Source organism: Streptococcus sp. 27098_8_12 (assembly GCF_041432115.1).
GTDB lineage: Bacteria > Bacillota > Bacilli > Lactobacillales > Streptococcaceae > Streptococcus > Streptococcus parasanguinis_V.
Genome location: NZ_JAPVZA010000008.1, coordinates 26,756 through 48,635, shown reverse-complemented (window position 1 = coordinate 48,635; position 21,880 = coordinate 26,756). Strand labels below are relative to the sequence as shown.

Genomic DNA, 21,880 nt, shown 5'->3' with positions numbered 1-21,880 from the left:
GAACAAGAACTGATTTTTAAAAAACAGTCTTGCTCTAGTCTCTTTTTCATTTTGTTTGAGACATGTGCCTTATTTCATGATAAGATAGAATGAAAGAATAACACGAAGGAGATTCCTATGAACGTATCGGTACCTATTCCAGGACATTCCTATGAGATTGTGATTGAAAGAGGTGGTCTCAACCAGGTTGGAGACTGGTTGCGCACTCTTTGGGGCGATAAAAAAGTCGCTATCATTTCCGATAACCGCGTGGCTAAGCTATATGCAGCTATTGTAGAGAATAGCCTTAATAAAGCTGGTTTTCAAGTGGTACGCTTTGAGTTTCTTGAAGGCGAAGCCAGTAAGAATTTGACCACTGTTTCAAAAGTTTATGACTTTCTAGCTACCCAGGGCATGACGCGCAGTGATGGAATCGTTGCTCTTGGGGGTGGCGTAGTTGGTGATTTGGCTGGTTTTGCGGCCTCGACTTATATGCGGGGAATTTCCTTTGTCCAGATTCCGACTAGCTTGACTGCACAGGTGGATTCTTCTATCGGTGGAAAGACTGGAGTCAACACAGCCTTTGCCAAAAACATGGTGGGCACCTTTGCCCAACCGGACGGTGTGTTCATTGATCCTGAAGTGTTGAGCACTTTAGGGCAACGTGAATTGATCGAGGGGATGGGCGAAGTGATCAAGTATGGTCTCATCCAAGATACGGAACTTTGGGAAGAATTGGAAGCCATGGATGGTTCTGTCCAGAGTATTTTAGAGCATGCAGAGAGCATCATTTCCCATTCTTGCCTGGTGAAGCGAGACCATGTTGTGGCCGATGAGCTGGACAATGGCATTCGACTGTATCTCAATTTTGGTCATACTATTGGACATGCTATTGAAGCGACAGCTGGTTATGGGCAAGTTATGCATGGAGAAGCCGTCAGTATGGGCATGGTGCAGCTCTCCCGAGTTGCAGAAGAAAAGGGCTTGATGCCAAAGGGAATCACTCAAAAAATCGAAGAAATGTGCCGGAAATTTGGCCTTCCGGTGACCTATGAGAACTGGGATAAAGAAGCCCTTTATCAAGCCTTGACCCATGACAAAAAAGCGCGTGGAACTAGCTTGAAATTAGTAATTGTTCCAGAGTTAGGGCAAGCAGCGATTCATCAAATCCCTCTTCAAGAAATGAAGGACTTTTTAGAAAGAAAGGAATAAGGTCGTATGAGATATTTAACAGCAGGAGAGTCCCATGGGCCTCGACTAACAGCCATCATCGAGGGGGTTCCGGCAGGCCTTCCTTTATCTGAAGAGGATATTAATAAAGAGCTCAAACGTCGACAAGGTGGCTATGGTCGTGGTGCTCGGATGAAAATCGAGAGTGACCGTGTTGAGATCACATCAGGTGTCCGTCATGGCTTGACCATGGGAGGTCCGATTACTCTGAACGTGACCAATCTGGATCACCAAAAATGGCTGGAGATCATGAATGTAGCACCGGTCGAAGAGAAAAAGAAAAATCTGCGTAAGATCACCAAGCCACGTCCTGGTCATGCCGATCTAGCCGGAGGGATGAAATACCGTTTTGACGATCTTCGTAATTCGCTCGAACGTTCTTCTGCCCGTGAGACGACCATGCGTGTAGCCGTTGGTGCGGTTGCTAAACGGATTTTAGAAGAGATTGGCGTTGAAGTGGCCAGCCACATTGTTAATTTTGGGGGAATCGAGATTGCAATTCCCGAGAATCTAACCGTTTCAGAAATCAAGGAAAAGGCAGCGAAGTCGGAAGTTTCGATTGTTGTGCCAGAACAAGAAGAAGCCGTTAAGGCTTACATTGACCAAGTGAAAAAAGATGGCGATACCATCGGGGGAATTGTGGAAACCTTGGTTGGCGGTGTGCCTGTTGGACTAGGATCCTATGTGCAATGGGACAAGAAATTGGATGCCAAAATCGCTCAAGGAGTGGTCTCTATCAATGCCTTTAAGGGAGTTGAGTTTGGCCTTGGTTTTGACGCAGGTCGCCTAAAAGGGAGTCAAGTCATGGATGAAATCATCTGGTCTCAGGACACTGGCTATACCCGTCGCACCAATAATCTTGGTGGTTTTGAAGGGGGCATGACCAATGGTGAGCCCATTCTGGTTCGTGGCGTCATGAAACCTATCCCGACTCTCTACAAACCCTTGATGAGTGTGGATATTGAAACTCATGAGCCTTATAAGGCGACGGTTGAGCGCAGCGACCCAACGGCTCTACCAGCTGCAGGAGTGGTGATGGAAGCAGTGGTCGCAACGGTCCTTGCTACAGAAGTGCTTGAAAAATTCTCATCCGATAACTTGGAAGAATTGAAAGAAGCTGTTGCTAAGCACCGGGACTTTACTAAGAATTTTTAAGAGAAAGAGTTTTCCTTTGGAGAAGAAAGTTGTTTATATTGCAGGGTTGGGCTTGATTGGTGCTTCACTTGCGCTAGGCATTAAGAGGGCCCACCCAAATGTGACCGTTCTTGGTTACAATCGTAGTGAAGCCTCTCGAACCATCGCCCTTGAAAGGGGAATGGTGGATCAAGTGACGGATGATTTCGAAGCCTTTGCCCCTTTAGCGGATATTATTATTTTGGCGCTTCCGATTAAGCAAACCAAGTCTTACTTAGAAACCTTAGCTGGCCTGAATTTGAAAGACCAGGTACTGGTGACAGATGCTGGCTCCACCAAGGCAGAAATTGTTGCACAAGCTGAAAAGGTATTTACAGATAAGGCTGTTCGCTTTGTGGGAGGGCACCCCATGGCTGGTAGTCATAAGACAGGTGCAGTAGCGGCAGATGCAACCTTATTTGAAAATGCCTATTATATTTTTACCCCTTCCAGCTTGACGACAGGAGGTGCCATGGAAGAGTTGAAAGAGCTTCTGAGTGGATTGGGATCCCGCTTTATTGAAATCGATGCCGCGGAACACGATCGAGTGACTTCCCAGATCAGCCATTTTCCTCATATTTTAGCCTCGACTCTGGTCGAGCAGGCCGCAGCTTATGGGGAAGAGCATGAAATGACCCGCCGTTTTGCAGCTGGTGGCTTTCGGGATATGACACGGATTGCGGAAAGTGAGCCAGGCATGTGGACCTCTATTCTCTTGTCCAACCCTCAAGCGATATTAGAGCGGATTGAAGATTTCAAAGACCGTTTGGATCAGGTGGCTGAGACCATTCAAGCCGATAACGAAGAGGCTATTTGGTCCTTTTTCCATGAAGGGCGGAAGCACCGAAAAGAAATGCAGATCCATCAGCGTGCTGGACGCGATAGTGCCTATGATCTCTTTATCGATGTCCCCGATCAGGAAGGTGTGATCCTCGAAATCTTACAACTCCTACAAGGGATTTCCTTGGTTAATATTCACATCAATGAAGAGAATCGTGAAGATATCCACGGGATTTTGCAGCTGACCTTTAAAAATGCAGAGGATCAAGAGCGGGCTCAAACATTGATCAGCCAGGCGACGTCTTATACCGTCCTTGCTCGCTAGGTCTACAGAAGGATTTGCATCAAAAGGCCTGCTTCATTTTAGGAATATTGAAGGAAAAACAGTATAATAGAAGTATCTTATCAGTAAAGGAGCCTAGAAAATGGCAAATATTTATGATCTAGCAAATGAACTCTCTCGGACCCTTCGAGACCTTCCTGAATACAAGGCTGTCGTAGAAAGCAAGCAAGCGATCGAAGCAAATCCAGAAGCGAAAACGCTGTTTGACGAATACGTCGCTTTCCAAAATCAACTACAAGGCTTGATGCAATCCGGTCAACTTCCAACAGAAGCTGTGCAACAAGAAATGAAGGACTATATGGAAAAAATCCAAGCAAGTCCGATTGTGAATGAATTTTTCACCAAACAACAACAATTGTCTATTTATCTTGCAGATCTTGAAAAGATCATCTTTGAGCCGATTCAAGATTTATACAAATAGAAATTTCTACCAGAGTTGTAATTTCGACTCTGGTATTTTCGTTCGCCAGTAGAAGAAAAGAAACGCAAAAAAAGCTTGGAAACATTCGTTTTTTGTTCCAAATTTTGGATCAAAAATTGAATTCATGCCCTAATTATGATAGAATATGTGGAAAAGCACTCTGGAGATGGCAATGAAATTAAGAACCAATAGCAAGGCTCTAAAGGGAACCATTCGTGTCCCTGGTGACAAATCCATCAGTCACCGCTCCATTATTTTTGGAAGTCTTGCAAAAGGCGAAACCAAGGTTTATGATATCTTGCGAGGCGAAGATGTGCTCTCTACAATCCAGGTGTTTCGTGATTTAGGAGTCTCCATCCAGGATGATGGGGATGTGATTCGGATTCAAGGGGTAGGCTTTCAAGGTCTTCAAGCTCCGACCGCTCCCCTTGATATGGGCAATTCAGGAACGTCTATACGTTTGATTTCAGGTGTCCTAGCAGGTCAGGATTTTGCAGTGACCATGGTTGGAGATGATAGTCTTTCCAAACGGCCCATGGATCGTGTAGCGATTCCACTGCGTCAGGTGGGAGTAGAGATTGCTGGTCAGGGAGAGCGCGATTGCCCGCCATTACATGAAAAAGGGACACATCAGCTTCAACCCATTCATTACCGTTTGCCAGTCGCATCGGCTCAAGTCAAGTCTGCTCTCATTTTTGCAGCTTTACAGGCTGAGGGTGAATCAACGATTATCGAGAAGGAAAAGACGCGTGACCATACGGAGGATATGATTCGCCAATTTGGTGGAGAGATCCAGGTGGATGGAAAAACCATCCGCATCCAAGGTGGACAAGAGTTCCAAGGTCAAGAAGTCATCGTTCCTGGAGATATTTCCAGTGCAGCCTTTTGGTTAGTGGCAGGCCTCATTCTGCCAGAGAGTGTGATCAAGATTGAAAATGTTGGCATCAACCAAACGCGGACAGGGATTCTCGATGTGATTCAAGAAATGAGGGGAGATCTCACCATGGAGGATCGCGATGAAAAAGCAGTCTCTGCAAGTCTCACTGTTAAGACTTCGTCCTTAAAAGGGATTCGGATTGATGGGGAGTTGATTCCACGCTTGATTGATGAATTGCCGATTATTGCTTTACTAGCGACACAAGCAAATGGTCAGACCGTGATTGCAGATGCTGAGGAGCTTCGTGTGAAAGAAACGGACCGCATCCAGGTCGTAGCAGATAGCCTCAATGCTATGGGTGCCAATGTCGTGCCAACGGAAGATGGCATGATCATCACTGGACCGACTCCTCTACATGGAGCTGACTTAGAGACCTTTGGAGATCACCGGATTGGGATGATGGCTGCCATTGCTGCCTTATTGGTGAGAGATGGAAATGTGGTGTTGGATCGGGCAGAGGCCATCAACACCAGTTACCCTAGTTTTTTTGAAGATTTGGAGACCTTACTGCATGGCTAAAATTTTACTTGGTTTTATGGGAGCTGGGAAAACGACCGTTGGTCGCATTCTTGATCCAAAGTTCCATGATATGGATGAATTAATTGTTGAAGAGATCGGTATGTCGATCAATGACTATTTCGCAGTGGAAGGAGAAGCAGCCTTTCGTCGTCGCGAGGCTGAAATGCTGGAGCGTTTGTTGGAAAACGAGGCAGCCATTATTTCCCCTGGAGGCGGGATTGTCGTCAATCCTCATAACCGTGCCCTTCTGGAAAAAAATCCGCATAATATCTACTTGCGAGTGAATTTTGAGACCTTGTATAGCCGGATTCAAAATGACAAAGCCATGCAACGCCCCCTCTTTTTAAACAACACAAAAGAAGAATTTAAGAAGATTTTTGATGGACGTTTGCCTTTGTATGAAGCGATTGCTACCCATATTGTGGATGTCGAGGACAAAACACCTGAAGAAATTGCGGAGATCATTCGATGCTTGTAGGCTATCTTGGTCCCAAGGGATCTTTTACCCATGATGTGGCCACTCATAGCTTTCCAACTTCTGAACGCATTGCCTATCGGACGATCACAGATGTCATCAAAGCTTATGAGAATCAAGAGATCGATTTTGCAGTCGTCCCCGTTGAAAACTCTATTGAAGGCAGTGTCCATGAGACCCTTGATTACCTCTTTCATCAAGGGACGATTCAGGCCGTTGCAGAAGTGGTCTATCCCATCAAGCAACAGCTCTTGGTGGCTAAAAAAGATCGTCTCATTCGAACGGTCTATTCGCATCCACAGGCTTTGGCTCAAGGGAAGGCTTTTCTAAGGGCCCATTATCCAGATGTGGCCATGGAAATGACGGCTTCAACAGCCTATGCAGCGCGCTATGTAGCAGAACATCCAGACTTGGAAATTGCAGCGATTGCCCCTCTGGCAGCAGCAAGTGAGTATGGCTTGGAAGTCCAGGCCAAAGACATCCAAGAAATCGAGGACAATTATACACGTTTTTGGATTTTAGGGGCCAAAGAGCCCGCAATCTCAAAAACTTTAAGTCCGGCCCTTCAAAAAGTTAGCTTGGCCTTGACCTTACCAAGTAACCTGGCAGGAGCCCTCTATAAAGGTTTATCTACCTTTGCTTGGCGGGGGATCAATTTAACCAAGATTGAAAGTCGGCCACTAAAAACAGCTTTAGGAGAATACTTTTTCATTATTGACCTCCTAAACGAAGCGCCTGATCTTCTGCAGTTTGCCTATCAAGAATTAGACAGTTTGGGCATTCAGACAAAAGTCTTGGGTCAGTATCAGGTCTATACCTTAAAAGAAAATGGAATGGAGAAAAAATGAGTAAGGAATCAAACTTTCTATCTCACCATGAGCGAAAGCGATTAGAGTACTTATACTCAAATTTTCATTATTTGAATGAACGAGAACAACTAGAATACAAGTACCTGCTCAAGAAGAGTCAAGGAGCTTATGAGGAATCCAGACCTACTACGCCTGAAGTAGCAAGTACTGAAGAAGTTCAAGGTGAGGTTTCAGAGCAAATCGGTGACCTTCCTGTCTACCAGTCACGTAGCCAAAGGTCTAAGAAAAAAACTGCGGTAGCTGGTGGTGCGGTGAAAAGAAAGAAACCCCGCAGAAAAATTCGTGTGAAGAGAATCCTCAAATGGCTTGCTCTCTTTTTCTTGCTTATTATCGGCGGCATGGTCTTCATGTTTGTGAAAGGCCTCAACAGTAAGCCAGCTGGCAAAGATGCTAAACCAGCTGTCGTTGAGAAATTTAACGGCAAGAAGTCAAGAGATGGGGTCAATATCCTGATCTTGGGGACAGATGGTCGGATCGGTGAGAAGTCAGATGAGACCCGGACAGACTCCATTATGGTGGTTAATGTCAATAACAAAGAAGGCAAGATCAAGATGGTCAGCTTCATGCGGGATACATTGGTCCATATCGATGGTGTCAGCCAGCAAAATATTCCTGAATATGATGGCTACTATGACCAGAAGCTCAATACTGCCTTCACTATCGGGGAGCAAAATAACAACCAAGGGGCTGAATTGGTGCGTCAGATGCTCAAAGACAACTTTGACATTGACATCCAATATTACGCCATGGTCGATTTCAAGACCTTTGCGACAGCGATCGATACACTCTTCCCAAATGGGGTCGAGATGAATGCGCAGTTTTCAACGGTTGATGGCGAAAAAGTCAGTGAAGTAGAAGTACCAGATGATTTGAACATGAAAGACGGTGTCGTTCCGCAGCAAACCATCAAGGTTGGAAAACAACGGATGGATGGCCGGACCCTTCTCAATTACTCGCGTTTCCGTAAGGACGATGAAGGGGACTTTGGTCGGACCCGTCGCCAACAAGAGGTTATGTCCGCTATCATGCATCAGATCAAGGATCCAACCAAACTCTTTACGGGATCTGAAGCCCTTGGGAAAGTCTTTGCCATGACGTCTACCAATGTTCCTTTCTCCTTCCTATTGACCAATGGACTTGGACTAGTCGGAAGTGCTGGAAAAGGAATTGAACGAGTGACCATCCCAGAAAATGGGGATTGGGTCGATGCCTACGATATGTATGGTGGCCAAGGATTGCTCGTTGATTTCGATGCTTATAAAAAGAAATTGTACCAAATGGGACTGAGATGATATAATAAGGGGATAGGAGTTTTGAAAACTCCATCCCTTTTAATTTGTAGAAAGATTGAACACCATGTTAAAGAAAAATGAAATTGTAGACGTTGAGATTGTCGATTTGACTCACGAAGGAGCAGGAGTGGCTAAGGTCGATGGCCTGGTCTTTTTTGTGGAGAATGCCCTGCCAGGAGAAGTGATCCGCATGCGCGTGCTCAAGGTCAATAAGAAAATCGGTTACGGAAAAGTAGAGGAGTACCTGGAAAAATCCCCTCACCGCAATGAAGAGTTAGACCTGGCTTACTTGCGAAGCGGTATTGCCGACTTGGGCCACCTGGCTTATCCAGAGCAGCTGAAATTCAAGGCCAAGCAGGTCAAGGATAGTCTCTACAAGATGGCAGGAATCTCCGATATCGAAGTGCCTCTGACCTTGGGGATGGACCATCCTGTCCAGTATCGCAACAAGGCCCAGGTGCCTGTTCGTCGAGTCAATGGTCAGGTGGAGACAGGCTTCTTTCGCAAGAACTCTCATGATTTGATGCCGATCGAAGACTTTTATATCCAAGATCCAGTCATTGACCAGGTGGTCTTGGCACTTCGGGATTTGATTCGTCGGTTTGACCTTAAGCCTTATGATGAAAAGGAACAATCTGGCTTGATTCGCAATCTCGTCGTTCGTCGTGGCCACCATTCTGGAGAAATTATGGTCATTTTGGTGACAACTCGTCCCAAGGTGTTCCGTGTGGACCAGTTGATCGAGCAGTTGATCAAGCAATTCCCAGCCATAAAATCTGTTATGCAAAATATCAACGATCAGAATACCAATGCCATTTTTGGGAAAGAATGGCGAATTCTCTATGGTCAAGACTATATTACCGATCAAATGTTGGGTAATAGCTTCCAAATCTCTGGCCCAGCCTTTTACCAGGTCAATACAGAAATGGCAGAGAAGCTCTATCAGACAGCTATTGACTTTGCGGACTTGAGAGCAGAGGATGTCGTGATTGATGCCTACTCAGGAATTGGGACCATTGGCTTGTCAGTTGCCAAGCATGTCAAGGAAGTCTACGGAGTGGAAGTTATCCCAGAAGCAGTAAAAAATAGCCAGAAGAATGCTAGTCTAAATGGCATCACCAATGCCCACTATGTCTGTGATACAGCAGAAAATGCCATGAAGAATTGGCTCAAGGAAGGCATCCAACCAACTGCTATCCTAGTCGACCCACCACGCAAGGGCTTGACCGAAAGCTTCATCAAAGCAAGTGCCCAAACAGGGGCTGGCCGCATCGCCTATATCTCCTGTAACGTCGCCACCATGGCGCGTGATATCAAACTTTACCAAGAGTTAGGTTATGAATTGAAGAAAGTCCAGCCGGTGGATCTTTTTCCGCAGACGCATCACGTCGAATGTGTAAGCTTGTTAGTGAAACGTAGCTAATCCTCAAAAGGTTCACTGAACCTTTTGAGGCCACAAACGCACCATGTTGAGGCGGTGTCACTACTTGTACGAGCTGAGGCATCAGCGAAGTAGAAACAGATGATCTGCCCATGTGACAAGGTGAGACCGAAGGTCGAGAAGGTGCCCTGGGGTATAGCTGTCGTAGAGTAAGGAGTTTACGACGAGACAATACGGTAACAGCGAACCGCCGAGTGTGTGAGTTCGTTGGATTGATGTCAAAAGTTGCACTCGCTAAGTAAATAAACTGTAGAAAACAAAGGCTTGTTCAATTCAATGTATGATGAATTACTGGCACCAAAACCAAAGAAAAAGAAATAATTAAATTAGAAGTTGTAGGGGGGAGTATGAGAATCGGAGTTATTCAAGCAAGTTCACAAGCACCCAAAAATCAAATAATCTATGATGCTGTAGTAAAGTACGCTCCAAAGAAATCTGAGGTTATAAATTTTGGCTGTACGATAGAAGAAAATGAAAAATATTCGTATATAGAGATTTCTATTCTTGTAGGTATCTTGTTGGCAAGTAGGACAGTTGATTTTGTTGTTACGGGCTGTTCTTCCGGACAAGGAATGATGCTTGCTTGTAATAGTATGCCTGATGTCATTTGCGGATATGCACCTACACCGAATGATGCCTATTTATTTGCCCAGATTAATAATGGAAATGCGATATCATTACCATTAGGTGAAGATTATACATGGTCAGGTACTGAAAATCTCGAAAGAACAATAGAAGCTCTTTTCTCGGAGCCATTTGGGCAAGGATACCCAAAAAGTGAGGCAGAGAGAAAGGTAAGAGATGCTGAGAAACTTAAAGAAATAAGAAGAATCGGGCAGATTCAGTTTGAAGAATTCGTAAATGTACTAGATATATCATTGTTTGAATCAATAAAGAGGAAACAGAATGTAATTCAGAATGTAAAGGCGTATGGGAAGAAAGAAATAGCTGATTTAATGAAATGAACAAATTCTAGTTTGTCTAGGTAATACCTTTTAACGATAGCCTTATTTAATCATTAAAAGGTATGTGAATATGTTTTCAGATACAGACAAGACTACCTGACATACTTAGTGAGCACTCGTTTCAATTAGAATATGTGAGTTTGTTATAGAAACTTAGTTAAACATCTCGCTTTTTCATTTCAAGGCGAGAGGTTTCAAAGCTCCACTGGAGCTTTGAACTCCCCAAACCATTTGAGTCCCATAAACGCATCATACTGAGGCAGTATCGTTGTTGCGAAGAGTAAAAGGATGAAAATCTTTTATTTCAAGCGTTTTGTCTTTGTAGATAAAGGCAATTTTGACATCAAAAAAGTCCTAAAATGGTACATAGAAGTAAATGTATATGTGGATATCGTTCACATATCGGATAAATGAATACAACAATAAATATTTATATCTTAAGCGAGAACTATTCTACATGGTTCTCGTTTTTTTGCGTCTAAGGAGAAATTTTGTAGAACGAAATGCAGTCATCACATTATATCGTGATTTCTTATCTAGTCCGACAAATTGTCCTGGATATTGTTGAGGCCATATCGCTTATGGCTGAATTGGACAAAAGTGTCATGGTTCGCTTGGAATCAAATGGAGGTTTAATATTAAAAGAACATGGAGGAGTGTTATGAAACGAATTACCACAAAGCAATGCCAATCTTCAGAATGGTATTATAAATTACCTAAAATTCTTTTTGAGGATGAGAAATATATGGATATGAAAGGTTGCTTATGCGGTTCTTAAAGACCGCTAAGAGCTGTCTCCTAGTCTTAGTTGGGAGGACAATCCCTATTATATCAATTGGCTTAATGATTTCTTTGGAAATACGGGTGTCTCGCCCAGTTCTTTCTAACCTTCTGGTAGGGTAATTCAGGAGACAAGTTACTAGAATGCAAGACCAGAGAGACAGAGTAGTATTACCAGATTGAAAAGGTTTTTTGTCAGCCAAACAGAGGTACGGCTCAAAGTGATTCTAAGGCTTTTGAAAGTGTACGAGGGGAACGTTATGATAACTCGATTCCAGGAGGTGGCGATGGTATGGTTATGCCTATGGCTAGTGTACTTGGGAAGTAGCAGCTCGGATCAAGCAGTTAGGATTAAAATTCAAGGGCAGAAATGGGGAAAAGATTCCTAATATCAACACCATGGGAAATGCTCAAGACATGGTGGCAATCACAGCAATTCTGGGTGGTGAAACAGGCTCTATTCCAAGAGCTGAAGTTATTATCTCATTTGTCGGTGACAATCATAGAACCTTTGTTACTTATGGTCATGTGTCTTTTGTTAAGGAGGTCTATCCAGATGATTGATTTCTGGTATCGGAAACTAATGTTGATGGAAGACGGTTTTCTCAGGCAGATAGTGCCATGGGTTTTGCTTATACGACGAAACAGAGAGTCTTTACTTGAAATTTTCTAATATTTTGGTGACTTATAGTTTTTGTAAGTCACTTTTTATTATCAAAAAACTTGCATTTTATCATTTAAATTGATAAAATACGTAAAAAATGATAAAAAGGAAAAACAATGAATGTTCAAAAGATAATTTCTATTTTTCAATCGTTTTATATTAATGTAAGTGTTGAAAAAATAGCTTTAACTTTACCAATTAGTTTTGAAAAAAGATTTCAATATGTCCAAATGAAGTTTCATAAGGAGTCATTTTTATTGATTAAAGAAAAGAGAAGAGGAAGTTTAGACTCATTTGTTACTCAAGCTCGTATTATGGGTGAAAAAGCTAGCATGGACGTTATTTTGGTATTTTCAAAGCTATCTGACATTGAAAAAAAACAACTCCTTCAAGCTAGAGTTCCTTTTGTAGATTTCAAGGGAAATCTCTTTTTTCCTCCATTGGGATTAGTATTGAATGCTAATGATGATGTTGCAACATCTAAAGAATTAACACCTAGCGAACAATTAACTTGGATTGCCTTTTTATTGACAAAAGGTCAAAAAGTAGTAGATGTTGATATGCTTTCACAGGTAACTGGACTTCCAAACTCAACGATTTATAGATGTTTGAGGACTTTTAAAGCTTTAGATTGGTTAAATAAGCCAAATAAACTTTACACCTATACTGCATCAAAGAAAGAATTATTCTTAAAATCAGAGTCCTATTTATTTAATCCCATCAAAAAACGGCTCTTATTGCCCAATGTAGATCTAGAGAATATAAAATCTGCTTCTAGTCTTCTATACGGTGGTACTTATGCTTTATCCTATTTGACTTTTTTAGCTGAATCGGATGAAAATAGTAGCTATGTCATATCACATAGACAATTCAATAAATTATCCTTGCCATTATCTCAGCATGTTTTAGAAGGCAAGGTATTAGAGATATGGCGATATAGTCCTTTTGTATCTGAATTTTGGAACGATTTTAAAGAAAATCAAGATAGACAGTTTGTAGATCCTATTTCTCTTTATTTGACCTTAAAAGATGATGATGATCCACGTGTGGAGGAAGAGATTGAAGTACTAAAAAATAATATATTACAGTATCTAGGAGAAGATGATGCCAGCTAATACGAAAGCTATTTTTCAAGAAATGTTTGCGAATTTTCAAGACTATTATGTTTTGATTGGAGGGACTGCAACCTCTATTGTATTGGACTCGCAAGGGTTTAAAAGTCGGACAACAAAAGATTATGATATGGTCATCATAGATGAATTAAAAAATAAGGAATTTTATGATACCTTGAATCACTTTTTAGAATTGGGAGAATATCAAGGAAGTCAGAAGGATGAAAAAGCGCAATTATTTCGATTTACAACAAATAAACCTGAGTTTCCTTCTATGATTGAACTATTTAGTATTTTACCAGAATACCCATTAAAGAAGGAGGGGAGAGAAACACCCTTACATTTTGATGAAGATGCTAGTTTGTCGGCCTTATTATTGGATAAGGATTATTATAATATATTGGTGCATGAAAAAGAATCCATTCAGGGATACTCAGTGTTGAGTAATCGTGGTTTAATTATTTTCAAGGCTAAAGCTTGGTTGGATATGAGAGAACGCTCCGCCACTGGTACTCAAGGTTTAAGTAAAGCCATTAAAAAACATCTGAACGACATTACTCGATTAACAGCTCTATTAGTAGGGAGTGAAAAGCTATCAAATATAACCTCTAGTGACACGGTAAAAGCAGATATGCACCGTTTTGTGATAGAACTTGAGTCTGTGATATCAACTATTCCTCAAAATGATGATATTTTATTGAATAGGGATGAAGTTTTTGAAATTTTGAAAGATTTTCTAGATAGTTAAAATTAATTGTAATCACATAGATATATCGAAATGGCCACACTCGGTTGTGTACCAGCTTTTGATAGATATTTTGTTTTTGGATTAAAATCACAAAAGGTTGTCATTGGAACCTATAACATTAAATCTATTTTACAACTAGTAATTTTTTATGAGAACAACATAGAACAATTAGATTCAGTCCCCCAAAAATTTATTGTTGCTGACATGCTATATCCTCAAATGAAAATTCTTGATATGGGATTTTGGCAGATTGGTTTTGATTTAGATAATAAATAACTATTTACGTCTAGTCTGGAGCCAACTAATGGATTTACTTTTAAATGGTGTTTTTCACCTTACAGAAAAAGAAAAGAACTATAGTAAAAGGTAATTTACCGAAAAATATTTTTAGGCTTTCATAGAAAACATCGTAACTATGAATTTGAAGAGATTGTTTTTGATTGAGAATCAATTTTCATTGAATAGCTTTTAGATAATTAGCTTTTAGAGTATGGTATGCTACATATTAATTTTATTATTAGGGAAAGCGACTAGATAGCATCGTATTAAGATATTTTTACATAGATGATATTGCATTTTGAATTATAACAAAGGAGTACTAACATGCCGAAATATACCGACGAAGATATTAGAAAATTAAATAAAATCACATTAAAAATTGCTGGTGATTATTTAGGCATAAGTTCACAAGCAGTTGCGATAGGTCTTAGAAATAATCTTCTTCCAATTGGTTTTGCTATTCATAACGAAGAAAGAGACAGACGTTTCACTGAGAGTTGGTCATATCATATTATCGCTGAAAGAATGATTTCATACAACCACGGAAAACTATCAGAGATCCGTGTTGAGAATATTGAAACTAGTTTAGATAAAATTATAGAGGAATTTAACGGTTTAAAACAAGATTTACTTTTTATATTAAGCGAAAATGCAGAAGTGAAGAATTAGAAGTTTTTGAATTTGCGTTTTCGCTTGGTAAATATAAAAATGGTGATGTAAAATATAAGGGTAAAGGTGTTTCAAATGAAGATGATAAAGACCTTTTCTAGAGAAGAACTCTATGAAGAAATCTGGGAGATAAGTGCGAAACAAGTTTCATTGAAATATGATTTAAGTTATTCTGACTTACTCAAGAAATGTAAAGAATTTGAAATCCCAATTCCAAAGGGTAGTTATTGGTATCGTAAGAATGCTGGACAAGACTTAAGTGAACTTATCGTTCCATTACCACAAAATGACATAAATGAGGTTCATATTGATAGAAAAAGTTTAAAGAACAGTAGAATTAAAGCTGCTAAACATAAAGAAGATAGTACGGAGGATAAAAACGAAGATACTGTTAAACTTGATACAACTAGTATAAGAGGTTCATTATCATTTATAGAGGACGATAAAATAGAGCGTATTATTGAAGTAGTTTCAAACCTAAACCAGGATCCAAATAAGAGATTACATAAATCTGTAGCTAATCTAAGATATAAAATTACAGAGTGGAGTAAGAGGGAAAAAGCAGCTTCTTATCCTTACTTTGATTCTAGGCACAGATATAATGATTTAAAAGAACCTAAATTTGTAAAAAGTATTTCACTAAATTCTCTTCCACGTTTATATCGCTTTTTAGATACACTAGTTACTGTAATTGAAAAAATCGGCGATAAAGTAACTTCAAATTGGGATATTCAAATTGAAAAGGATATTGTTCGTTTTGAAGTTATAGAATCAACAGACAAAGTAACTCATGAATTAACAAAAGAAGAAGCTAAAGAACTAGCAGAGTACAATGATAGCGTTAAGTTTAATAGATATGCTTTTAAACCAAGAATAAAGAAGTATGACTATATACCAAACGGAAAATTTCGATTTAAGATAATAGATGGTAAATACATTAAAGATACTAAAGAATTTACACTTGAACAATCAATACCAGAAATAATTGTTTTAATTTACCAAGAGTATTATAAAGTTAAGAACTTACGACTTGAACGTGAAGAGAGAGAAAGACTATACGAAGAGGAGCAGGAGCGAAAAAGAAAATTACAAAAAAGAATCGAAGAAGAGAAGAAGCGGACAAAGTCACTTCTTAATATGTTGGAAGATTTTCAAACAGCAAATGATTTAAGACTGATGGCTGATAAATTGGAGATAGCAGGGAAACTTAGTAAAGAGGAAATTGATTGGATTAGATCCAAAGCTGACTGGATTGACCCAATAGTTTCTTCAACAGACGAATTACTAGGAATTAGAAATCATGAAAATTCTAGAGAACAAAAAGAACAATATCTAAGTAAGAAAAGGTACTACTGCTAACTTTGTGTTTTGGTGTTTTAGTAATTTACTAATTTCTAGAAGTAAATAACACAGTTATAATTATTACAAAGACTATGTTTTAGTAATTAGATTAAATTTGACGTAAACTGTAAAAAATAGAAAAATTACAATGGCATTCGAGTTTGTACTTTGAACGTGTATATTCAGTAATTTACAAGGTGAGGAACTTACAGTAATTTTTTAAACGAACAGAAGTTGAGGTGTAGAAATAAAAGATGTAGAAATCGTTATTGTTAACAATTGTTTTTGTACCATTTTTGAATTTTTGTAGAGAATAGTGAAAAAGTATATACTATTGGTTATTATACCTGTTATTAAAAAAAACAAAATTACTCGAGGTTAAATATGAATCAAAAGTCATCATCAATTTTGATAGGATTACTGGATGAAATCAATAATTTAAAGCAGAACAAAAAGATTTGGATAATTAAAGAAAATCCGGCATTATATTTTTCGATTATTAAAGATCTTTATAATGAAAAATTTTCTGAAATCGATAATAGTTTAGTACAAAACTTCTTTACATTTTTATCACATGGCAAACTTCCTTCTGGTTCAGATTATAAAAATTTACGTGATCAATTAATAATCCCTATCTTTGAAATTAAAACTTCAAAGCTATCAGATTCATCTGAAGTTAGAGATGCGATATTAAACAAAATTACTCATCAAATTTTCTCTCTGAATTTATCTGATGAAAACTGTACTCTTACAAACGTTCTAATTTGTAGACTGCTAGATGCTAAAGTAGCATGTAAATATTTTTATGGGCCTTCTAATAATTACTACACTGATCAATATCGTGAAAATCTTCGTTTTATTGATAATATACAGATTAACAAGTTAAATGAAATTAATTTAGATGATCGCAAGTTTTCTTCAGAAGTTTTAGAAGAAATTGTTTATAAGCCTGATTCAGATCTTATTAATTATCAAAATATACTTTATACTGATGAAAATTCTGCAAAATTGTTAACTTATGATTCATTTCTTGAATCCAGAATCACTGATAATGATAATAATGTTACCAACCTAGAGGTTATTAAAAATAACGAAACTGACTACATAGTCACATTTGATTTCAATGAATATCAAGGCCAATATCCTGCGACGTCGGATTTTTTCTTTAGCGTTAAAATAACACACTATGTAGATACTGAAATTTGGGAAACATATATAGCTGATTCTTTCAGAAATTACCAAAATAGTAACTACAAATTAGCTTTTCTTCTGGGGTTTATTGCAATTGAGTCTTTTATTGAAAACATCATCTATACAATAAAAACAAAGTTTCTTAGAAAAACAGTACGTGAATTATATTACGAACAGTATGGTATGGATGGACTCACGTTTAAAGAACTCCAATACTTTTTTTCAGATTCTCCAAATGAAGAATTTCAAAAGGAAACTAATCAACTAAAATATGAACGTAAGGGGTTAGATAATATCTTATGGTATGTCAATTTATATAGGAATTTTTCAAATGACCAACGTAATTTAACAAAAGATAAATTAAAAGATATTATTAAATTGATATCACAGCTATCTCATATTAATTCTAATCCAACAGATTTGACTATCATTGATTTTGGTCAAGTTTTCGGAAATCAAAGTAGTATAGAAAACGTAATACTCAATACCTTGACAAAATATTCTGAAACACGAAACAAACTTGCACACGGCTCGGAGTTAAGCGAAGAAGAAAGAGATTTTCGACATCTCTACTCGAATCTTATAATAGTCTTTGCTGCATTCATTGAATATTTAAATGGTAAAATACTTTATTAATCGTGTAGATTTTTAATAATTTGGAGATACCTATGATACTAAGTCTTGTGAAATAGAATAGTTTTATTTGTTTGTTTTGTATCATAGTATCGTTAAAACTCATATCATTTGGGTATCGTTCTATAATATACATGCTTGCTATCACGACATGTTGAGGCGGTATCACTGCTTGTACGAGCTGAGTCATCAGCGAAGTAGAAGTAGATGCTCCGCCTATGGGATAGTACTCGTAGAATGAGGAGGGAAACCGACGAAATGATACGGTAACAGCGAACTGCCGAGTTCGTGGCTCTGCTCTTCCGAACTGAGTCAGTCGAAAAGTAGAAGGAGATGGTATTAGTATCAATCAATGAGTAACAAAGTAACAGCATGATTCGAAACATTTGCTTGTAATTTGCGGAGGAACATCAATATGGATGGAATAACAAAAGATTCTATAAAAACGGCTAGACTAATGAAACAATTATGGCCCCAATTGACCGATAAAGAAGCTATTGATGAAGTAAAAAGATATACGAATGGCAAAAATACTGCAATCTTTACTGAAGTTGAAGGTGACACAATTGTAGGTCTAGCACTATGTTCACTCAGATTTGATTATGTTGAAGGTTGTAAATATAGTCCTGTTGGATTCTTAGAAGGGATTATTGTCGACGAGGAATATCGTTTAAAGGATATTGCTAAAAATCTCTGTACAAAATGTGAGGAATGGGCGAAAAATAAAGGATGTAAGGAATTTGCAAGTGACTGTACTTTAACGAATACGGATTCTATAAGATTTCATCTCAATATTGGATTTCAGGAGTCAAATAGAATTATTCATTTTAAGAAGAAATTATAATTTCAGAACGTGGTCAAAATTTATGTATCTTTAGGAAGTGTGAAAGAATGGACGAACAAATTTTTTTGATGGGTGGAAATCCGCCGATAAAGAATCATACGATTGTTAATAAAATTGTGTCATCAAGGAAGATCTAAAGAATTGTCATTTTTACAGTTTATCGAGAAAATTGGCAACCCTATATGAAAAAGTACACGGAAGTTTTCCAAAGCCATTTTTCTAATCTAAACACCGATTACTTACTCTTGGACACTGAGCAGATTGATTTTGATAGCTATCTAGATGCTGATGTCATTATCATCGGTGGTGGAGATACGGAAAAATATATAGCTACTTATGTCAATCAGGAGTTCAAAAATTATATCGATCATATGCTGAATAAAGGGGCAAAAGTTATAGGGTTTTCTGCAGGAGCCCTATTATTAGGAGAAAAAGTCTATGTCTCACCTAATGATAATTCAGATCATCAGATAAAGATAAAAAATGGATTAGGACTCTTTAGTCAGTTTTTAATTAGTGTCCATTATGATTCCTGGAATGATAAAGCTAATAAGGATAGAGCTGAAGAACTCGTTAATGTTCCCATAATTCCACTAAATGATCATTCCTGTCTTGTATTAGATAAACTTGGAAACATTATTGAGAAAATTGACTAATTTTCATTATGTAATTCTGGATCTAGGATACTAAAATGTAGACGAACTGGATGGGAGCCAAATTTTTAAGTTTGATGAAAATGGACTATTGAATTATAGTAATTAAGGGAGATAGAAAAAAATGGCTTCAAGTAAAGAATATTTAAATTTCATCTTAGAACAACTATCCGATTTGGAAGAAATAACATATAGATCAATGATGGGCGAATATATTGTTTATTATCGCGGAAAAATTGTGGGTGGAATTTATGATGATAGATTTTTAGTGAAGCCTGTTAAATCTGCAATAGCATATATGCCAAATGCGAAGTATGAGTTACCATATGATGGAGCAAAGGAAATGCTGTTGGTAGATGATGTTGACAACAAAGATTTTTTAACTGGCTTATTCAATTCAATGTATGATGAATTACCTGCACCCAAACCAAAGAAAAAGAAATAATTAAATTGGAATTTGAGGAGAAATAATGATTTTAGAAACGGAAAGATTGATTCTTAGCCCATGGGAAGAAAGTGATGCTAATGATTTATTTCAATATGCCAGTGCTCCAGAGGTTGGTCCGAATGCAGGTTGGCCTGTACATACTAGTGTTGAAAACAGCAAGGAGATCATAAAAGTATTTTTTCCGCACCTGAGACATACGCCCTCGTTTTAAAAGAAACGATGCAGCCAGTGGGGAGCATAGGCTTGATGATTGGCTCTGCAAGTAATATAGGTATTCCTGATACTGAGGCGGAGATTGGTTACTGGATAGGAGTTCCGTATTGGGGTCAGGGTCTGATACCTGAGGCAGTTCGTGAGATAATGAGACATGGATTTGATGACCTGAATCTGGAGAAATTGTGGTGCGGTTATTTTGACTGCAATACAAAATCAAAGAGAGTTCAGGAAAAATGTGGGTTCCGTTATCATCATACAAAAGAGAAGGTGCTATGTGTATTGGAAGGTGTTCTTCGCACAGAACACATAACCTGTCTATCAAAGGAAGAGTGGATTTCAATTAAGTAAATCCCAGTTTGTCAGAGTAAGGAGTGTATGACGAAACGGTAGGTAAAAGCGTAAAACCGTAACAAAAGGAAAAATGAAAAGCCGTGAAGTAGCTTCTTTATTCGAATAGAGTGGAAGTATCAGAGTAATAGTTGAAGTTGTGCTTCTAGATACTATAGCCTGTCATGCTATCAATTTATTTCAAAATTTCTTGGAGGATGGACTTATCATGAATCAAATTCTCACCAACATCATAATCTCAGGAAGTGGGCATATTCCTGTAACCTTTCTTGAAGGAACAGAAGTTGACTTGTAGGAGACTGCAATCGAAAGGTTGCGGTTTTTTGTGTTGTTTCGTGGTATAATAAGCTAAAACGATAAACGGTATGATTGGTTACTAGCTGTAGGAGTTATATTATGGGTAAGTGGACTTGTCAATGTGGATATCCAATGAATGACCATGCTGCCCCAGACCCGAATGCTTTTTCGGTATTCTCGGATGAGTTATGGGAAGAGATAACGGATACCGCAGATGAAAATAATAAGATTGATTATTATGATATTTCTGATGCTTCGTACTATGCTTGGCAATGTCCAAATTGTCATAGCTTGATGGTATTCGGTGAGGATGAGAATCCAAATCGTTATACTTTCTATAAGTGGATAGATTTAGATCGTAAAGAGAAGGAGCTAACTGATCAAGAAACTGATTCAAATTCATCAGATGTAGTTTATAGAGTCGCATCAGTCACTTTCTCAGAGTTTGGTGAGGAGTACACCTATATTTGTGAGGATGAAGCAATCAGGGAAGACCATTTTGTGGTTGTACCTGTTGGAATCAACGACGTTGAAAAGATTGCTCATGTTGTGAAAATATATCAAGCTTCGCAAAAAGACATCTCATATCCAATTGACAAGTTAAAGTGTGTGATTAAGCGTTATTCTGATTTTGATAAAGAGAAAGCAAAAGAGATTGCAGCGGAATTATTGAGGTCAGGTCGATGTTTGCAAATAGATGATTTTTCTACATCAGTAGCAGCAGATGAATATTTTGATATTTTGCACAATAAACTTGGATACTGGTGGTTGGAACTGAATGGCGTTCCCATTCCAATGAAGGTTGTCCTATTGAATTCCAACTATGAAAAATACCACGTTGACTGTGCTGTACATATTAAACCTTTCAAGATGAATTATAGTACTTTCCAAACTTTGAAGTTATGTACTGATTTTGAGATTGACGCTTCACGCTGGGTTGATGTCATTTCTTATGAATATGTTTGGGGAAATTCCTGGGAACTGGATGGTATCCAGTTTGGGATAACCTGTCAGGAATCAACAGAGGAGGATGAAGTGACACTTGGCAAATACAGCCGTGTCCCATATTATAACGACTGGCATCCAGATTGGAGCGATAGATACGGTTTTAATGTAGCTTGGAAACCACATGAATCTGATGAAGACTTGTCGGTAGGTTTTTACATTTCTTAGAGTGATAAATTCGCTCAATCATATAATAACAAAGCCAGACTAGTCACTTTATTCTATAAT

22 protein-coding genes and 3 pseudogenes are annotated in these 21,880 nt (G+C 38.6%); all 25 read left to right on the top strand.

Annotated features, from left to right (window positions below; genetic code table 11):
• The first annotated feature begins 117 nt into the window (after positions 1-117).
• The 25 genes and pseudogenes from aroB (at position 118) to O3629_RS04395 (ending at position 21,820) form a co-directional block, all read left to right on the top strand.
• Positions 118-1,191 (top strand): 3-dehydroquinate synthase, encoded by a 1,074-nt coding sequence (aroB, locus tag O3629_RS04515; RefSeq protein ID WP_371608779.1) that lies wholly within the window; start codon positions 118-120, stop codon positions 1,189-1,191.
• A gap of 6 nt (positions 1,192-1,197) precedes the next feature.
• Positions 1,198-2,364 (top strand): chorismate synthase, encoded by a 1,167-nt coding sequence (gene aroC / locus O3629_RS04510; RefSeq protein WP_371507888.1) that lies wholly within the window; start codon positions 1,198-1,200, stop codon positions 2,362-2,364.
• 16 nt (positions 2,365-2,380) lie between these two features.
• The gene (locus tag O3629_RS04505; protein ID WP_371507887.1) at positions 2,381-3,487 is read left to right on the top strand and encodes a prephenate dehydrogenase; all 1,107 of its coding nucleotides are present in this window, start codon (positions 2,381-2,383) and stop codon (positions 3,485-3,487) included.
• A gap of 100 nt (positions 3,488-3,587) precedes the next feature.
• On the top strand, positions 3,588-3,926 hold the full coding sequence (locus O3629_RS04500) for a YlbF/YmcA family competence regulator (RefSeq protein WP_014713176.1): 339 nt from the start codon (positions 3,588-3,590) through the stop codon (positions 3,924-3,926).
• A gap of 172 nt (positions 3,927-4,098) precedes the next feature.
• Positions 4,099-5,382, top strand: coding sequence for a 3-phosphoshikimate 1-carboxyvinyltransferase (gene aroA, locus O3629_RS04495; RefSeq protein ID WP_371608778.1), 1,284 nt, complete (start codon positions 4,099-4,101; stop codon positions 5,380-5,382).
• Positions 5,375-5,860, top strand: coding sequence for a shikimate kinase (locus O3629_RS04490; RefSeq protein ID WP_013903419.1), 486 nt, complete (start codon positions 5,375-5,377; stop codon positions 5,858-5,860). Before aroA ends, O3629_RS04490 begins: the two co-directional genes overlap by 8 nt.
• Entirely contained in the window at positions 5,851-6,705 is an 855-nt protein-coding gene (pheA, locus tag O3629_RS04485) for a prephenate dehydratase (protein ID WP_371608777.1), read from the top strand. The genes O3629_RS04490 and pheA overlap by 10 nt, the downstream gene beginning before the upstream one ends.
• The gene (locus tag O3629_RS04480; protein ID WP_014713185.1) at positions 6,702-8,018 is read left to right on the top strand and encodes an LCP family protein; all 1,317 of its coding nucleotides are present in this window, start codon (positions 6,702-6,704) and stop codon (positions 8,016-8,018) included. The genes pheA and O3629_RS04480 overlap by 4 nt, the downstream gene beginning before the upstream one ends.
• Before the next feature lie 64 nt (positions 8,019-8,082).
• Positions 8,083-9,441 (top strand): 23S rRNA (uracil(1939)-C(5))-methyltransferase RlmD, encoded by a 1,359-nt coding sequence (gene rlmD / locus O3629_RS04475; RefSeq protein ID WP_371608776.1) that lies wholly within the window; start codon positions 8,083-8,085, stop codon positions 9,439-9,441.
• A gap of 365 nt (positions 9,442-9,806) precedes the next feature.
• A complete protein-coding gene (locus O3629_RS04470; RefSeq protein ID WP_049497289.1) occupies positions 9,807-10,424 on the top strand; it encodes an RpiB/LacA/LacB family sugar-phosphate isomerase in 618 nt (205 codons plus the stop codon).
• 661 nt (positions 10,425-11,085) lie between these two features.
• Positions 11,086-11,209 (top strand): annotated as a pseudogene (locus O3629_RS04465) (replication initiator A domain protein); the annotation flags it as partial.
• Between the two features lie 30 nt (positions 11,210-11,239).
• Positions 11,240-11,867, top strand: a pseudogene (locus O3629_RS04460) (CHAP domain-containing protein); the annotation flags it as partial.
• 117 nt (positions 11,868-11,984) lie between these two features.
• Positions 11,985-12,983 carry a hypothetical protein gene (locus tag O3629_RS04455; protein WP_049497286.1) on the top strand — a complete coding sequence of 333 codons (999 nt, stop codon included), beginning with the start codon at positions 11,985-11,987 and terminating at the stop codon, positions 12,981-12,983.
• Positions 12,973-13,437 (top strand): annotated as a pseudogene (locus O3629_RS04450) (hypothetical protein); the annotation flags it as partial. The gene O3629_RS04455 and the pseudogene O3629_RS04450, both read left to right, overlap by 11 nt.
• Positions 13,438-13,467: 30 nt before the next feature.
• Entirely contained in the window at positions 13,468-13,728 is a 261-nt protein-coding gene (locus O3629_RS04445) for a hypothetical protein (RefSeq protein WP_227197535.1), read from the top strand.
• A gap of 30 nt (positions 13,729-13,758) precedes the next feature.
• Entirely contained in the window at positions 13,759-14,004 is a 246-nt protein-coding gene (locus O3629_RS04440) for a hypothetical protein (protein ID WP_049497283.1), read from the top strand.
• Positions 14,005-14,331: 327 nt separating this feature from the next.
• Positions 14,332-14,676, top strand: a complete 345-nt coding sequence (locus O3629_RS04435; RefSeq protein ID WP_001127479.1) for a hypothetical protein — start codon at positions 14,332-14,334, stop codon at positions 14,674-14,676.
• Between the two features lie 75 nt (positions 14,677-14,751).
• Positions 14,752-16,035, top strand: a complete 1,284-nt coding sequence (locus tag O3629_RS04430) for a cellulose synthase (RefSeq protein ID WP_285308087.1) — start codon at positions 14,752-14,754, stop codon at positions 16,033-16,035.
• A 366-nt stretch (positions 16,036-16,401) separates the two neighbouring features.
• The gene (locus tag O3629_RS04425; RefSeq protein ID WP_049497279.1) at positions 16,402-17,844 is read left to right on the top strand and encodes a hypothetical protein; all 1,443 of its coding nucleotides are present in this window, start codon (positions 16,402-16,404) and stop codon (positions 17,842-17,844) included.
• A gap of 412 nt (positions 17,845-18,256) precedes the next feature.
• Positions 18,257-18,685 (top strand): aminoglycoside 6'-N-acetyltransferase, encoded by a 429-nt coding sequence (aac(6'), locus tag O3629_RS04420; protein WP_049498923.1) that lies wholly within the window; start codon positions 18,257-18,259, stop codon positions 18,683-18,685.
• A 140-nt stretch (positions 18,686-18,825) separates the two neighbouring features.
• Positions 18,826-19,341, top strand: coding sequence for a Type 1 glutamine amidotransferase-like domain-containing protein (locus O3629_RS04415; protein ID WP_239683325.1), 516 nt, complete (start codon positions 18,826-18,828; stop codon positions 19,339-19,341).
• 121 nt (positions 19,342-19,462) lie between these two features.
• Positions 19,463-19,783 (top strand): TfoX/Sxy family protein, encoded by a 321-nt coding sequence (locus O3629_RS04410; protein ID WP_037605505.1) that lies wholly within the window; start codon positions 19,463-19,465, stop codon positions 19,781-19,783.
• A gap of 25 nt (positions 19,784-19,808) precedes the next feature.
• Positions 19,809-19,997, top strand: a complete 189-nt coding sequence (locus tag O3629_RS04405) for a GNAT family N-acetyltransferase (RefSeq protein WP_371608775.1) — start codon at positions 19,809-19,811, stop codon at positions 19,995-19,997.
• 8 nt (positions 19,998-20,005) lie between these two features.
• Complete coding sequence (locus tag O3629_RS04400; RefSeq protein ID WP_371608774.1) at positions 20,006-20,350, top strand: GNAT family N-acetyltransferase; 345 nt, start codon at positions 20,006-20,008, stop codon at positions 20,348-20,350.
• Positions 20,351-20,746: 396 nt separating this feature from the next.
• Positions 20,747-21,820, top strand: a complete 1,074-nt coding sequence (locus O3629_RS04395; protein WP_049498922.1) for a hypothetical protein — start codon at positions 20,747-20,749, stop codon at positions 21,818-21,820.
• The last annotated feature ends 60 nt before the right edge of the window (positions 21,821-21,880 follow it).

Bases quoted from the DNA above. Each gene is read 5' to 3' on its own strand.
- rlmD (WP_371608776.1), top strand. From the start codon at position 8,083: ATGTTAAAGAAAAATGAAATTGTAGACGTTGAGATTGTCGATTTGACT.
- aroB (WP_371608779.1), top strand. From the start codon at position 118: ATGAACGTATCGGTACCTATTCCAGGACATTCCTATGAGATTGTGATT.
- O3629_RS04455 (WP_049497286.1), top strand. From the start codon at position 11,985: ATGAATGTTCAAAAGATAATTTCTATTTTTCAATCGTTTTATATTAAT.
- O3629_RS04430 (WP_285308087.1), top strand. From the start codon at position 14,752: ATGAAGATGATAAAGACCTTTTCTAGAGAAGAACTCTATGAAGAAATC.
- aroC (WP_371507888.1), top strand. From the start codon at position 1,198: ATGAGATATTTAACAGCAGGAGAGTCCCATGGGCCTCGACTAACAGCC.
- O3629_RS04435 (WP_001127479.1), top strand. From the start codon at position 14,332: ATGCCGAAATATACCGACGAAGATATTAGAAAATTAAATAAAATCACA.
- O3629_RS04405 (WP_371608775.1), top strand. From the start codon at position 19,809: ATGATTTTAGAAACGGAAAGATTGATTCTTAGCCCATGGGAAGAAAGT.
- O3629_RS04490 (WP_013903419.1), top strand. From the start codon at position 5,375: ATGGCTAAAATTTTACTTGGTTTTATGGGAGCTGGGAAAACGACCGTT.
- O3629_RS04445 (WP_227197535.1), top strand. From the start codon at position 13,468: ATGAGAGAACGCTCCGCCACTGGTACTCAAGGTTTAAGTAAAGCCATT.
- O3629_RS04410 (WP_037605505.1), top strand. From the start codon at position 19,463: ATGGCTTCAAGTAAAGAATATTTAAATTTCATCTTAGAACAACTATCC.
- pheA (WP_371608777.1), top strand. From the start codon at position 5,851: ATGCTTGTAGGCTATCTTGGTCCCAAGGGATCTTTTACCCATGATGTG.
- O3629_RS04425 (WP_049497279.1), top strand. From the start codon at position 16,402: ATGAATCAAAAGTCATCATCAATTTTGATAGGATTACTGGATGAAATC.
- aroA (WP_371608778.1), top strand. From the start codon at position 4,099: ATGAAATTAAGAACCAATAGCAAGGCTCTAAAGGGAACCATTCGTGTC.
- O3629_RS04400 (WP_371608774.1), top strand. From the start codon at position 20,006: ATGCAGCCAGTGGGGAGCATAGGCTTGATGATTGGCTCTGCAAGTAAT.
- O3629_RS04440 (WP_049497283.1), top strand. From the start codon at position 13,759: ATGGCCACACTCGGTTGTGTACCAGCTTTTGATAGATATTTTGTTTTT.
- O3629_RS04500 (WP_014713176.1), top strand. From the start codon at position 3,588: ATGGCAAATATTTATGATCTAGCAAATGAACTCTCTCGGACCCTTCGA.
- O3629_RS04470 (WP_049497289.1), top strand. From the start codon at position 9,807: ATGAGAATCGGAGTTATTCAAGCAAGTTCACAAGCACCCAAAAATCAA.
- O3629_RS04395 (WP_049498922.1), top strand. From the start codon at position 20,747: ATGGGTAAGTGGACTTGTCAATGTGGATATCCAATGAATGACCATGCT.
- O3629_RS04480 (WP_014713185.1), top strand. From the start codon at position 6,702: ATGAGTAAGGAATCAAACTTTCTATCTCACCATGAGCGAAAGCGATTA.